This is a genomic window from Dehalococcoidia bacterium (genome assembly GCA_040902535.1).
Taxonomy (GTDB): Bacteria; Chloroflexota; Dehalococcoidia; order DSTF01; family JACRBR01; genus JBBDXD01.
The window spans coordinates 227,432-240,703 of the sequence record JBBDXD010000022.1 but is presented as its reverse complement, the minus strand read 5'-3'; the positions used below and the strand labels follow the sequence as shown (position 1 = coordinate 240,703).

15 protein-coding genes are annotated in these 13,272 nt (G+C 65.8%); 12 read left to right on the top strand and 3 right to left on the bottom strand.

The features are described 5' to 3' along the window. Nucleotide 1: 1 nt before the first annotated feature. Complete coding sequence (locus WEB52_13000; GenBank protein ID MEX2227357.1) at nucleotides 2-700, bottom strand: C4-type zinc ribbon domain-containing protein; 699 nt, start codon at nucleotides 698-700, stop codon at nucleotides 2-4. Between the two features lie 220 nt (nucleotides 701-920). On the opposite strand from WEB52_13000, the gene WEB52_12995 reads away from it, so the two are divergent. From WEB52_12995 to tatC, 8 genes are all read left to right on the top strand, one after another. Beyond that, on the top strand, nucleotides 921-1,433 hold the full coding sequence (locus tag WEB52_12995; protein MEX2227356.1) for a DUF177 domain-containing protein: 513 nt from the start codon (nucleotides 921-923) through the stop codon (nucleotides 1,431-1,433). A gap of 118 nt (nucleotides 1,434-1,551) precedes the next feature. Further along, nucleotides 1,552-1,749, top strand: a complete 198-nt coding sequence (gene rpmF / locus WEB52_12990; protein MEX2227355.1) for a 50S ribosomal protein L32 — start codon at nucleotides 1,552-1,554, stop codon at nucleotides 1,747-1,749. Between the two features lie 45 nt (nucleotides 1,750-1,794). Then, nucleotides 1,795-2,703 (top strand): ACP S-malonyltransferase, encoded by a 909-nt coding sequence (gene fabD / locus WEB52_12985; protein ID MEX2227354.1) that lies wholly within the window; start codon nucleotides 1,795-1,797, stop codon nucleotides 2,701-2,703. Next, a complete protein-coding gene (gene fabG, locus WEB52_12980; protein ID MEX2227353.1) occupies nucleotides 2,700-3,452 on the top strand; it encodes a 3-oxoacyl-[acyl-carrier-protein] reductase in 753 nt (250 codons plus the stop codon). Before fabD ends, fabG begins: the two co-directional genes overlap by 4 nt. 1 nt (nucleotide 3,453) lies before the next feature. Then, entirely contained in the window at nucleotides 3,454-3,864 is a 411-nt protein-coding gene (gene nusB, locus WEB52_12975) for a transcription antitermination factor NusB (protein MEX2227352.1), read from the top strand. 43 nt (nucleotides 3,865-3,907) lie between these two features. Next, nucleotides 3,908-4,168: an acyl carrier protein gene (acpP, locus tag WEB52_12970; GenBank protein ID MEX2227351.1), complete on the top strand. Its 261-nt coding sequence runs from the start codon at nucleotides 3,908-3,910 to the stop codon at nucleotides 4,166-4,168. A 107-nt stretch (nucleotides 4,169-4,275) separates the two neighbouring features. Further along, nucleotides 4,276-4,668, top strand: coding sequence for a twin-arginine translocase TatA/TatE family subunit (locus WEB52_12965; GenBank protein ID MEX2227350.1), 393 nt, complete (start codon nucleotides 4,276-4,278; stop codon nucleotides 4,666-4,668). Next, nucleotides 4,665-5,453 carry a twin-arginine translocase subunit TatC gene (tatC, locus tag WEB52_12960; GenBank protein MEX2227349.1) on the top strand — a complete coding sequence of 263 codons (789 nt, stop codon included), beginning with the start codon at nucleotides 4,665-4,667 and terminating at the stop codon, nucleotides 5,451-5,453. Before WEB52_12965 ends, tatC begins: the two co-directional genes overlap by 4 nt. Before the next feature lie 34 nt (nucleotides 5,454-5,487). On the opposite strand, the gene WEB52_12955 is transcribed toward tatC, so the two are convergent. Both WEB52_12955 and WEB52_12950 read right to left on the bottom strand, forming a co-directional pair. After that, nucleotides 5,488-6,660, bottom strand: a complete 1,173-nt coding sequence (locus WEB52_12955) for a hypothetical protein (protein MEX2227348.1) — start codon at nucleotides 6,658-6,660, stop codon at nucleotides 5,488-5,490. Nucleotides 6,661-6,725: 65 nt separating this feature from the next. Continuing rightward, the gene (locus WEB52_12950; GenBank protein ID MEX2227347.1) at nucleotides 6,726-7,409 is read right to left on the bottom strand and encodes an ankyrin repeat domain-containing protein; all 684 of its coding nucleotides are present in this window, start codon (nucleotides 7,407-7,409) and stop codon (nucleotides 6,726-6,728) included. 188 nt (nucleotides 7,410-7,597) lie between these two features. Between WEB52_12950 and WEB52_12945 the strand changes: the two genes are divergently transcribed. Genes WEB52_12945 through WEB52_12930 form a run of 4 tightly spaced genes read left to right on the top strand, consistent with a single transcriptional unit; the run spans nucleotide 7,598 to nucleotide 13,205 of the window. Next, nucleotides 7,598-8,434, top strand: a complete 837-nt coding sequence (locus WEB52_12945) for a sulfite exporter TauE/SafE family protein (protein ID MEX2227346.1) — start codon at nucleotides 7,598-7,600, stop codon at nucleotides 8,432-8,434. A 2-nt stretch (nucleotides 8,435-8,436) separates the two neighbouring features. Then, complete coding sequence (locus tag WEB52_12940; GenBank protein MEX2227345.1) at nucleotides 8,437-9,150, top strand: uracil-DNA glycosylase; 714 nt, start codon at nucleotides 8,437-8,439, stop codon at nucleotides 9,148-9,150. A gap of 8 nt (nucleotides 9,151-9,158) precedes the next feature. Further along, entirely contained in the window at nucleotides 9,159-10,811 is a 1,653-nt protein-coding gene (locus tag WEB52_12935) for a ribonuclease J (protein ID MEX2227344.1), read from the top strand. 3 nt (nucleotides 10,812-10,814) lie between these two features. Beyond that, nucleotides 10,815-13,205 (top strand): DNA translocase FtsK, encoded by a 2,391-nt coding sequence (locus WEB52_12930; protein ID MEX2227343.1) that lies wholly within the window; start codon nucleotides 10,815-10,817, stop codon nucleotides 13,203-13,205. Nucleotides 13,206-13,272: the final 67 nt, after the last annotated feature.

The following is a 13,272-nucleotide window of genomic DNA, read 5'->3' as shown; positions in this document are numbered from 1 at the left end:
GTCACGCGTACAAAATGCGTTCGCAGTTCGGGCATTGCACGACCACAGCGCCCGCGCGGGCGCGGTTGACGGTGCTCACCGGAAGCGAGATCCGGCATCCCAGGCACAGATTCCGGTCGAGTCTGGCAACTCCCCTCCCCTGGTGCGCCCTGCGTACGTGCTCGTAGGTCTTCACCAGGTCCGGCTCGATGTCCGCGGCGTGCTCTTTGCGCTGCCGCTCGTAGATTGCGATCTCAGCCGATAGCCGGTCGATGCGCTCGCGCAGCTCCGCCTGTTCCTCCCGCCAGGCGGCTTCGAGGGATTCCAGTTCGGCGGTGGCTTCGCGCAACTCGTTGTCCGCCTTCTCCGATGCCGTGAGGGCCTCCAGGTCGCGGTCCTCGACGGCGGAGAGATGCTGCTTGAGCTGCGCGATGTCCGCCTGCAAGTCGCTCAGTTCGCGTGGATTGCGGACCGTGCCGCCATACAGCTTTTGTTCTGCCGGCTCGATCTTCGACTTGAGATCGTCGGCTTCCAGTTCAATGTCCTTCTGTGCCGACTGCGCGTTGCGCGACGCCGCCTTCAGATCTTCGACGCGCGCTCGCAGTGCAACGATCTCTTCCGTGTCGCCGATACGCGCGCGTGCATCATCGAGCGACGCGCGGCGCGTATCGAGCGCGCTGTCGATTTCTTGCAGGCCCCAGAGTTCTGCTAACGATGGCATCGAAAGTGTTGCGTGCATCCTTGCCTTCCCGAACACGTGAGAGCGGCGCGAAACGCGGCCGTCAGCGGCAGTCGAGGAAGTTGCAGTTTTGTTGTCAGAATCCCGCGGACGTTGACAGCGATTATAGCCCGCCGGCGCGCCTTGCGGGCAATAGCCCGCAGAATTGCGGCCTTTGTCGGCCGCTCGGTACGCTGTAGCTACCCCCTGAGGAGGCCCGCAGATGCAATTTAATGTCGCCTCCATGCTCAAAGAGCATACCGGCGCGATGCGCGAATACGTCATCGATGACGACGTCGTGGTCGAAGGCGAGCGTCACCGTGTCAGCGGCCGCGCGCGCTTCGACCGCACGCCGGATGGCATTTTCGTACGCGCGCAGATCTCCGGCGAACAAACAGCGCAGTGCAGCCGCTGTCTGAAAGACGTGCGGTATCCCGTCAACATCGGATTCGAAGAGGAGTACATCCCGACGATCGACGTCGATGGCGGCGGCCGCGTCGACGCGCCGGAGGGCGTAGAGGATGCGTACCGCATCGATGCGCACCACATGCTCGATCTCGCCGAGCCGATCGCGCAGTACTGGGCGATGTCTGTGCCGATCGCGCCGTTGTGCGAGGATGCGTGCCGCGGCCTCTGCCCGGTCTGCGGCGAGGAGATCGCGGGGTCCGAACACAGGTGTACCCGCGAGCAAATCGACGACCGTTGGGCGGCCCTGAAGGACCTCAAGCTGGGCTGAGCGGCGCCCCGCTCGCGCTGAGGGGGGACGCCGGCGTTGCACCTTCGATGGCGACGCCGTCTAACGACCAGACCTGCTAGACTGCGCGCTGATTCGAACGAAGGAAGAGGACTGTCTCTTGCCACCACTGCCAAAGCGTAAATACCCGAAAGCCCGCCAGGGCAAGCGCCGCAGCCACCTGGCGCTGAAGCCGGCCGGCCTCACGCGCTGCCCCCAGTGCCGGTCCGCCCGGCTGCCCCACACCGCCTGCCCGACGTGCGGCTTTTACAAGCGCGCGAACGCCGTCGAGATCGGCGCGGCCAAGGAATCCGAGTAAGCTTGCCAACCACGCCCGATCCTGCGCCCGTCATCCGAGCGGCCCATGTCTGAGGCATGGGTCTTTCCGGGCCAGGGCTCCCAGGAGGCGGGTATGGGGCGCGACCTATACGAACAGTTTCCCGTCGCGCGCCAACTGTACGACCACGCCGACGACGTCCTCGAGCGCCCGATCTCGCGGCTCTGCTTCGAAGGTCCGGATGACGAGCTGGGGAAGACGTTCAACGCACAGCCGGCCATCTACCTGACCAGCATGGCGCTCCTCGCGGTCGCGCGCGCGGAGGGCCTCCTCACCGAAGACCCTGCCTTCGTTTCGGGGCATAGTCTGGGCGAGTACAGCGCGCTTTGCGCGGCGGGCGCGCTCGACTTCGACGCGGGACTGCGACTCGTCGAGACGCGTGGCAAGGTGACGCAGGCCGCGGCCGATGCGACGCCCGGCGGCATGGCGGCGATCCTCGGACTCGACGAAGACGCCGCGCGCGACGTCTGCACGACGGCGGGCGCGGAGCTTTGCAACATCAACGCTCCCGGCCAGATCGTCATCGGCGGGCTCAAGGACGCCGTTGCGAAGGCGTGCGACCTGGCGATCGCGCGGGGCGCCAAACGCTCGATCCCGCTCGATGTCGGCGGCGCCTTCCATACCTCGTTGATGCAACCGGCCGTCGAACCGATGCGGCAAGCCGTACTTGGCGCCGGTCTGCGCGAGGCGCGCGTGCCCTTCGTCGCGAACGCGACCGCCGACGCCATGACGAGCGCGGAGGCCATCGGCGATGAGTTGGTGTTCCAGCTCACGCACCCGGTGCGCTGGATCCAGTGCGTCGAGTACATGGCAGCGGAGGGCGTGACGGCATTCATCGAGATCGGAGCCGGTCGCGTGCTGACGGGGCTCATCAAGCGCATCGCGCCCGGGGTCGAGACGCGCAACGTGAACGGAGCAGCATCGCTGGTCGCATGAACAGACTGTTTGACCTGACCGGAAAGACCGCGCTCGTGACGGGCGGCTCACGTGGCATCGGGCGGGCCGTCTCGCTGGCGCTGGCAGCGCACGGCGCGAACGTGGCGATCAACTACGCGTTGAACACCGCGGCGGCCGAGGAGACAGCCCGCGAGATCGGCGAGGGCCGCGCCATCACGCTCGCCGGCGACGTCTCCGACTCGGCGACGGCGGCCCGGCTCATCGAAGGCACCGTCGCGGCGTTCGGCCGCATCGACATCCTGGTCAACAACGCCGGCGTGACGGCTGACGACCTGATCCTCCGGATGTCGGAGGACGCGTGGGACCGCGTAATCGACACGAATCTCAAGGGTGCCTTCGCGCTCACGAAGGCGGCGTTGCGGCCCATGGTGCGTCAGCGGTGGGGACGCATCATCTCCATCAGCAGCGTTGCGGGAATCGTCGGAAACGCTGGGCAGGCGAACTACTCCGCCGCCAAGGCAGGTATGATTGGACTGACGAAAGCGATCGCCAAGGAGGTCGCTTCCCGGAACATTACGGCGAACGTTATAGCGCCGGGATTCATCGATACGGAGATGACCGCGAACCTGACAGATGCGCAGCGCGAAGAGATCACGCGGATGGTGGCCGTAGGGCGCACCGGCACGCCTGCCGATGTCGCGCCGGCGGCAGTCTTCCTCGCTTCAGAAGAAGCAGCATACGTCACGGGCCACGTGCTGACCGTCGATGGCGGACTGGTGATGTACTGACATGCACAATCCTCGTCGCAAGGCACGCATCGCGGCGCTCCAGGCGCTCTACGAATCCGACGTGTCGCACCACGACCCGCTTCTGACACTCGAACGGCTGACCGTTGAGGAAAGCCTGAGCGAGCAGCAGGCGGCGTTCGCGCGCGAGTTGGTCGAAGGCGTGATCGAGCACTGCGCAAGCCTCGATGACGTGATCCGGCAGGCGGCGCCGCAGTGGCCCGTCGAGCAGTTGAGTGCCGTTGACCGGAACATCCTGCGTCTTGCGATACGAGAGATCCTCATGAATAATGGGGCGCCCATTCGGGCGGCCATCAATGAGGCCGTCGAACTTGCCAAGAGCTTCGGAAGCGACAGCTCGGCGAAGTTCGTCAACGGGGTCCTGGGGTCAGTCAGCCTGTCACTCGCCAGCTAACGCGAAGACACGCCCGCTGCTGCGGAGAAGAGGGAGATGAACAGTGGCAACGGTGTTTGAACGTGTGCGCAAGATCATCGTCGACCAGCTCGGCGTCGATGAGGATCAAGTGGTGCCCAGTGCCTCCTTCGTGGACGACCTCAATGCGGACTCCCTCGACCTCGTCGAGCTGATCATGTCCATGGAGGAAGAGTTCAGCAAGGACGGCAAGACGCTCGAAATCTCCGACGAGGACGCCGAGAAGATCGCCACCGTCCAGGATGCGGTCGACTACTTGAAGGACCTGGGGCTCGAGGACGAGTAAACCGGCGCTTCGAAGAGCAAGGGCCGCCTTCGCTGCGAGGGCGGCTTTCTCGTACCCGCGGCGGCGCGATTGGGTTCCCCTCCGCATGACGCGTACAATTCAATGCGATGAATTTCGTCGGTATCGGACCCCAGGAACTGATCGTCATCCTGGTCGTCGCGCTCATCTTTGTCGGTCCGCAGCGGCTGCCGAAGCTGGCGGCTGACCTCGCCCGCATGATCCGGGAGATTCGCCGGTACACAGGCGGCATTGCGGCCGAGTTCAACGAGGCGATCAAGGACTTCGAGAAGGACACCGAGCCAGAGCGCACGCAGTGGAAGGAGATCGGCCAGGGCCTCGGCGATGCGACCCGGGCCGCCGACGAGGTCGCGCAGGGCGTGCAGGCTGACGCCGCCGGCGCTCCGAAGCCCGCCGAGTCGTCGGCGAACGGCGCCAGCGCGCAGGCTCCGCAGAACCGCGCCGCTCCCGAGCCGGCGCCCGCCACCGAGGATCGCCCTTGACCACCCAGGCTCCTCCGATCCAGGGCCGCGGCCGCAACGAGAACCCGGAGAAGGTGCTCAGCGTCATCGAGCACCTGGAGGAATTGCGCAATCGCGTCATGTGGGCGGCGGGTGCGCTCGTGCTTGGCATCGGCGTGTCCGTCTGGCCGCTGACCGGCTACGCGATCGAGTTCCTCATGCAGCCCGGCAAGGACGAAGTCGAGGACTTCAAGCTGCACCAGTTCCAGTTGCTTGATTACTGGAGCACGTACTTCCGCGTCTCACTCTTGCTTGGCCTCGCCATTGCGATGCCGATGATCATGTACCAGCTGTTGGCCTTCGTTTCGCCGGCAATGACGAAGCACGAGAAGCGCTGGCTGTACCCGCTCGTCGCAGGCGCTTCGGTGATGTTCATCATCGGCATGGCGTTCGCCTATTATGTCGAGCTGCCCCCCGCGCTCGACTTCCTGCTCAACCCCGCTACCGACGACGTCGAGCCGACGATCGGCATCAAGGCGTACATCGACACGGTCACCAGGCTGTTGCTGATCACGGGCCTCGTGTTTCAGTTGCCGTTCGTCATCATGGCGCTCGCGAAGATCGGCGTCGTGAACTCGAAGCAGCTCATTGGCTTCTGGCGCTACGCCGTCCTGCTCGCCGTCGTCGCGGCGGCCATCGTCACGCCTTCGATCGACCCGATCACGCAGACGATTGTCGCCCTGCCGATTGTCGTCCTCTACGGAGCCGGCACCCTCATGGCGAAACTCGTCGAAGGCAACACCTTCATCGGCTCGCGGCGGATGTAAAGTCGCCGCGCGCGCACGGTTCAAGGCCGTGCCGTCAGATTCCGCTCGCGGACACGATCGCCTTCGTGCCGTCGGACGACCAGTCGACGGTCGTACAGAAGACCGTCTCGAAATCAGCCACCGCCGGCTCGATGCTTGCGATCTCGGTCAGTTCGCCAGAGTCCCAGTCGATCGCCACGAGTGCACAGTACTCTTCCCAACGTGCGCCGTCGCCGAGCCGCGTGATCGCGTGATCGCCGTCGGGCGAGAGCGAAAGAAATCGTTGCGCGATGCCAGGATCCACCTCGCGCTCGCCGCCCGACGCTAGGTCGACGAGCGTTACAGACTCCGCCACGATGCTGCCGTCATCGACGATCTGGTTCTTCGTGACGAGCAGCCGCCCGGCGCCCGCCCACCGGACATCGATGAGCACCGCGTCATCACTCAGACCCGGCATGGTCCAGACGGCGTTGCCTTCGAGGTCTATAACGACGTTTGACCAGCAGGACAGGCACGCATCGACCACGTGCCGCTCCTCTACCAGGAGCAGGCGGCCGTCGGGCGACCACGCGTGACCACCAGCGATGCCGACGCTCGCATACTGGGCCGAGAGGAGCGGTCGCGCGTTTTCGCCGGCGCTGTCGGCCAGGTAGACGCTCGCGCGATCGTCCACGACCCGGTTGAACGCGACCTGCGAGCCGTTGGGCGAGAATTCGAATCCGCCATTCGTAGCGGCCGGGGAGCCGGGCGCGAACGCGCGCTCCTCGCCCGACATGACGCTGAGCAAGACATCAGCGCCGCTGTCTTCGCGGTGCAGCAGCACGCTCGTCCCGTCGTTCGCCGCCGTGATGAAGCTGTTCCGCCGGTTCCCCGCCGCCTCCTGGCCGAACGTCGCGACGGTCGTGCCGTCGAGGTCGATGATCTTGTACGCGTTCTCGTTCCAGTCATATCCGACGAATTTGGTGCCACCGTCGAACCATTCCGCGAACGCGACGCCTGGCACGTCATCGAGGCGGCGCGCCGATGCATCGCCGATCGAGAAGAGCATGACGCTCGTGCCGCCGCCGGCATCGCGCGCCGCCGCTCCTGCCGCCCGGATGGTCGCGACGTCCGGCGTCGGCGTGGTTGCGGCGAGAGATGGTTCGGGCGATCCCGAAGCACCGTCATCATCGCAGCCCGTCAGGCCGACCGCGCACAGCAAGACAATCCAGCAGACGTACCATCGCATAGCGGACAGTATGGGCGCCGCCGCCGGACCACAGCCTGACGGCAGCCCTACGCTTGAGGCGGGCGTCAGGGCCGGGAGCGCTCCGATCGCTGCGGGTCACCCTGCCAGCTTCGCCGCCGCTGCCTCTTCGCCGACCTCCCCTCCAGCGCCATATCGCGCGCCGTCTTGCCGTCGTCGGTCGTGATGCTGCGGTCGGCCCCGGCCGCCAGGACGAGGTCGATCATCGCCACGTCCGCGCGATGCGCTGCCTCGTGCAGCGGCGTATAGCCGCCGTGCTGCTTCGCGTTCACGTCCGCGCCCCGCTTCACCAGCAACTCGCAGATGGCGACGGAACCGCCGGCCGCCGCGGCGTGCAGCGGTTGGTTCGCCATGTCGTTGCGCGTCACCGCCAACACATCGGCGCCGCAATCGACCAGCGCCCGGGCGGCGTCTTGGCGCGAGAAAAACGCCGCGAGGTGCAGCGCGGTGAAGCCGTCCGCCGCGTACGCTTTGGCAATGGCCGGATCGGCGGCGAGCAGCTCGCGCAGCCGCGCCGCATCGCCGGCCGCAGCCGCCTCGAACGCGTCGAGCGGCGCGGCGTGGGGCCGCAGCACTTCCACGATGTCGTGCTGCCAGCGATAGAGCGCGAACATGATCGCCGATACGCCCTGCTCATTGTGTGCGCGCGCCACAGTATGATCTGCATCGACGAGCCGCCTGACGGCTTCGATGTCACCATTGGCGATCGCTTCAAACATGGGAGCACTCACTCCAGCCTCCCGTAAGCCATCCCGCATCCCGCATCCCGCATCCCGCATCCCGCGATCGTACTCCCTGTGAAGCTCTTGCCTCCCATCGAGCACGTCTTATGTCTAGTTGCTAGTTAATCGATCACCTGATCGATCTTCTTCACTTTCGGTATCGACCCGCCCGCCCCCTGTGATATGATCGCGTAACGGTGGCGAGGGGAACGACACTGGGATCGCGAAGCACACGCTCCACCCTGACGGGACTCGCGGGCGGCGCATTCAGCGGTCTCTCGGGTGTAGGCGGCGGCGCTGTCATGGTGCCCCTCCTGACTGGACAGCTCGGGCTGAACCAGCATCGCGCCCACGGCACGTCCCTCGCCATCATCATGTTCATCGCTGTCGCCGGCACGTTCGCGTACTGGCAGGCGGGGAACGTGGACTGGCAACTCGTGTTCGCCCTTGCCCCGGGCGCTGTGCTCGGTGTGATCGCGGGCGCGAAGGCGATGGTGAGAGTGCCTGCCCTGCAGCTGCGGCTGGCCTTCGGGGTGTTTCTCTTCTTCGTCGCGTTCCGCCAGTTGGTCTGGGAAGTATCAGCCGGCGCTCCTGGCTCGGGCCTCGAGGGTCTGCTGATCGAGGTGGTGTTCGGCTTCGCAGGCGGCGTGCTCGCCGGCGTGCTGGGCGTGGGCGGAGGCGCGATCTTCGTTCCAGCGATCGTGATCGTCGGCCTCGCGCACGTCGACGGCGGCGAGGACCCGCAGAAGGTCGCACAGGGCGTCTCGCTCGTGGTGATCGTCGCCGCGGGGGCGATCGGGACGCTCACCAACCTGCGGCAGGACACCATCGACAAGAATGCGGTGACGTGGGTCGTGCCGGCCGCGGTGCTCGCGGCGATCGGAGCGTCGTTCGTGGCGAACCGGCTCGACACCGAGGTGTTGAAGCGTGTCTACGGTCTGATAGCGCTCTTCCTGGGCTGTCAGATCGTGTATGCAACGCTGCGAGCGCTCCGCCGCCACGATCGGGCGGAGTTGGAAGTCGAGAGAGTCTGAGCATGGACGCAGCAGACGACAAGCGCCGGGCGCTCGCAAAGGTGGCGAAGAGCGTCGCCGCATGTCGCGACTGCGGGCTCTGTAAGAGCCGCACGAACGCCGTCCCCGGCGAAGGCAACGCAGACGCCGACATCATGTTCATCGGCGAAGGCCCCGGCTTCTACGAAGATCAGCAGGGGCGCCCGTTCGTCGGCGCCTCCGGCAAGTTTCTCGACAGCCTGATCGCATCGATCGGTTACGACCGGCGCAAGGTCTTCATCACGAACGTCGTCAAGTGCCGGCCGCCCGAAAACCGCGACCCGCAGCCGGACGAGATCGAAGCCTGCGGCAAGTATCTGCAGGAACAGATCGACATCATCAACCCGAAGGTGATCGTGACGCTCGGCCGTCACTCGATGCAGCGCTATTTCCCGGGCGAGGCGATCAGCCGCGTGCACGGGCAGCCGCGGCGCAAGAGCGACCAGATCGTCGTGCCGATGTACCACCCGGCCGCCGCGCTCCACCAGGGCAACCTGCGCCGGGTCATCGAGGCGGACTTCGCGAAGCTGCCGGACTTTCTCGCGCGCGCCCTCAACGGCGGCGTCGCGGCGACGGCGGCGGCCACGCCAGTGCCGGCGCACATGCGCGCCGAAGCTCCACAGCCGCAACCCGCGCCGCCAGTCGAGGCCGCCGCGACGACATCGGACCCGGACCCGCAGCAGATGCGGTTGCTGTAAAGGACGCCATGACAGAGACCAAACTGCGCATCATTCCGCTCGGCGGACTCGGAGAGATCGGCAAGAACATGATGCTCTTCGAGTACGGCGACGACGTCATCGCCATCGACTGCGGGCTGATGTTCCCGGCCGAGGACATGCTCGGCGTCGACCTGGTGATCCCTGATGTCAGCTACATCATCGAGAACCGCAAGAATCTGCGCGCGATCTTCATCACGCACGGGCACGAGGACCACACCGGCGCCCTGCCGTACATCCTCAAGCAGATAAACGTGCCCGTCTACGCGACGCCGCTCGCGCACGGGCTGATCACCGTAAAGCTCAAGGAAGCGCGGCTGCTCGCCAGCACGGACCTGCGGGAGATGCACCTCGGCGATGTCGTCGAGGAAGGGCCGTTCACGATCGAGCCGTTCCAGGTCGCGCACAGCATTCCCGACTCCGTCGGATACGCGATCCGCACGCCTGTCGGCATCTGCATCCACACCGGCGACTTCAAACTCGACCACACGCCGGTCATGGGGCAGGCCACCGACCTCTCGCGGCTGGCGCAGTACGGCGAGGAAGGCGTGACGCTGCTGCTCGGCGACTCCACGTACGCCGAAGTGCCCGGCTATACGCCGTCCGAGCAGATCGTGGGCGAGTCGATCTTCAAGCTCATGGCGAAGGCGCAAGGGCGCGTCGTCGTGACGACGTTCGCGTCGCTGATCGCGCGCGTGCAGCAAGTATTCGATGCCGCGGAGGCGACGGGGCGGCGCGTGTTCATCACCGGCCGCAGCATGATCGACAACGTGAACATGGCCATCGAGCGCGGCTATCTGCGGGCGCCGGAGGGCATGCTCGTCTCGGTGCGCGAGTTGCCGAACATCCCGCACGATAAGCTCGCGATCGTCACAACGGGCAGCCAGGGCGAACCGACATCGGCGCTGACGCGCATGGCGAACCAGGATCACCAGCACATCAAGATCGTCGAAGGAGATACCGTCATCCTGTCGGCGTCGGCCGTGCCGGGCAACGAAGCGCTCGTACACCGCACCGTCGACAACCTGTTCAAGCTCGGCGCGAAGGTGCTGTACAACCGCATCGCCGATGTGCACGTGCGCGGGCACGCCGCGCAGGAAGAGCTGAAGATCGTGCACTCGCTTGTGCGCCCGAAGTACTTCGTGCCGGTGCACGGCGAGTACCGGCACATGGTGCTGCACGCGCAGCTCGCCGAAGCGATGAACCAGGGCACGGAGACCTTCATCCTCACCGACGGCGACGTGCTAGAGATCGGCACGCAAGGCGCTGACTTCGGCGCTCGCATCGAAGCGGATTACGTGTACGTCGATGGCCTCGGCGTCGGCGACATTGACCACGTCGTGCTGCGCGACCGTAAGCATCTCGCGTCCGACGGCATGGTCGTGGTCATTCTCGCCATGGACAAGCAGACGGGCCGCGTCGCCGGACGCCCCGAAGTCGTCTCGCGCGGCTTCGTCGACATGGACGAAAGCGACGATCTCATCGAACGCACGCGCAACACGGTGTTGAAGTCGCTCGAAGGCGCCGACCACATTGTTGAATGGGGCGCCGTGCATACGTCCGTAAAGGATGCCGTCGCGAAGTTCCTGTACGACGAGACGCGTCGCAGACCGATGGTGCTGCCCGTAGCGGTGGAGGTCTAGCACTTGGCCGCAAGGACGCGAGCGAAGCCCGGAACACGCGCAAAGAAGGCGCCGGTGAAGGCCGTCGGGAGGCGGCGCGGTGGCCAGTCCGCCTGGTCGACGCTGCATGACCTGCTGATCCGCCGCGAGAGCATCGGCGTCGCGCTGATCGTGATGGCCCTGCTGGCCGTGCCGTGGCTCGTGCCCTTCACCTCCGGCCTCGCCGATGCGCGCAACGGCTTCGTCGAGACATTCGGGCTGCTGATCTTCGGCTGGATCGGACTGCTGCTCTACGCCGGCTGGCTCGTCATCCGCGATGAACAGCACAAGCTGTGGGCGGACTGGCGGCCCTGGGCGATGGGCGTCGCGGCGGGCCTGTTCCTGACGGGCTTCTTCGGATTCTTCCGCCCTGACTGGAGCCTCGGCGATGTTTCCGTACACGATCACACGCTCGGCGGCGACCTGGGCCAGCGGCTCGCCGGCAACCCGCTCGGCATTCTCGCGTGGCTGATCATCGGCGTCGCCGCGTTCGCCTTGATCTGGCCAGCCGGCGCCCAGACCGCGATGCAAAACGCGCCGATCATGGCGCGCGCGGCGTGGGACTGGCGGTTGCCGCATCGCATGGGCGCAGGCGCCCGCTCGATGTTCGAGTTCATCTTCCCGACGAAGCCCGCACCCACAGGCTCGGTCAAGGTGCCGATCGATTCCGTGATGTGGGCGCGCACCTCCGGAGCGGTCGCCGACGAGGTCGAAGAGGATGAGGAGGACGAAGAGGAAGCCGTCCAGGCCGACATGTTCGATTACGACGAGGGGGACGAGGAAGACGACGATGGCCCCGGCGTCACGGTCGACGAACTCGGCAAGCGCCGCTCACGCGACGGCTGGCAGCTTCCTTCGATGGATGTCCTCAGCGACAAGAAGCCCGTGGATGATGAGACCGCCGATAACACGCTGCGGGCGCAACTCATCGAGGAAACGTTGAAGAGCTTTGGCGTCGATGCACGCGTCGTCCAGGTCAACGAAGGGCCGACGGTCACGCAGTTCGGCATCGAACCGGGGTGGGAGATCAAGACGCGCAACATCGTCGAGAAGGACAAGGAAGGCAAGACGGTCCTCGACAAGGACGGCCGGCCGAAGACGCACGCCGAAGAAGTCTCGCGGACGCGCGTGCGCGTGCAGCAGATCACGTCGCTCGCGAACGACATGGCGCTGGCGCTCGCCGCGCCTTCGATCCGCATCGAGGCCCCCGTGCCGGGTAAGCCCGTCCTCGGCATCGAAGTGCCAAACGCGACGAAGTCGCTCGTCACGTTGCGCAGCGTCGTGCAGGCGCAACATTTCCAGAAGGCGTCCGGTAAGAGCAAGCTTACGCTCGCGCTGGGCCAGAGCGTATCCGGCGAACCTATCGTCGCCGACCTGACGAAGATGCCTCACTTGTTGATCGCCGGTACGACCGGCTCCGGCAAGTCCGTCTGCATGAACGCCATCATCTCGTGCATCCTCATGCACGCATCACCCTCTGAAGTGCGGTTCGTCATGATCGACCCGAAGCGCGTCGAGCTATCGGCGTTCCGGCCGATCCCGCACCTCGCGTTCTCAAACATCGTCGTCGATATGGACAAGGTCGTGGGCACGCTGCAGGCCGTGATCCACGAGATGGAGTCGCGCTACCGCAAGTTCGCGTCGATCGCCGTCCGCAACATCGACGGTTACAACCGCAGCCCGCGCGCCGCTGAGAAGATGCCGTACTGGGTCGTCATCATCGACGAGCTTGCGGACCTGATGATGGCGGCGCCGTTCGAGGTCGAGCGCCAGATCTGCCGCCTTGCGCAGCTCGCACGCGCCACGGGCATCCACCTGGTCGTCGCGACGCAGCGCCCCTCTGTCGATGTCATCACGGGCCTGATCAAGGCGAATTTCCCCACGCGCATCGCCTTCGCGGTCAGCTCGCAAGTGGACTCGCGCACGATCCTCGATATGGCGGGCGCCGAAAAGCTGCTCGGGCGCGGCGACATGCTCTACATGGCGCCGGACGCCGCCAAGCCCAAGCGCCTGCAAGGCGTCTTCGTCTCCGACGAGGAGATCGAGAAGCTGGTGGAGTTCTGGACGCAGGATCGCTTCGCCGACATCGACCGCCCGACGTTCGACCACCTCTTCGACGAGGCGAAGGCGGAACTCGAACAGGAAGGCGCCACCGACGACATGTTCGATCGCGCGAAGGAACTGGCGTACGAGCACAACCGCGTGTCAACGTCTCTTTTGCAGCGGCGCCTCCGCATCGGGTATCCACGAGCCGCTCGTCTGGTGGACATGCTGGAGGAGCAGGGCGTCGTCGGCCCCAACGAAGGCGGCGGCTCTCGCATCGTCTACCCGCCCGATCGCAGCGAGGGCGATGAGCCGGAAGAGCTCAAGTTCTGAGCCGTCGCATCACGGACTCCGACCAAAGACGGAGAGACGGCGCCGCGGCGGACAGGTTACAGTCCGC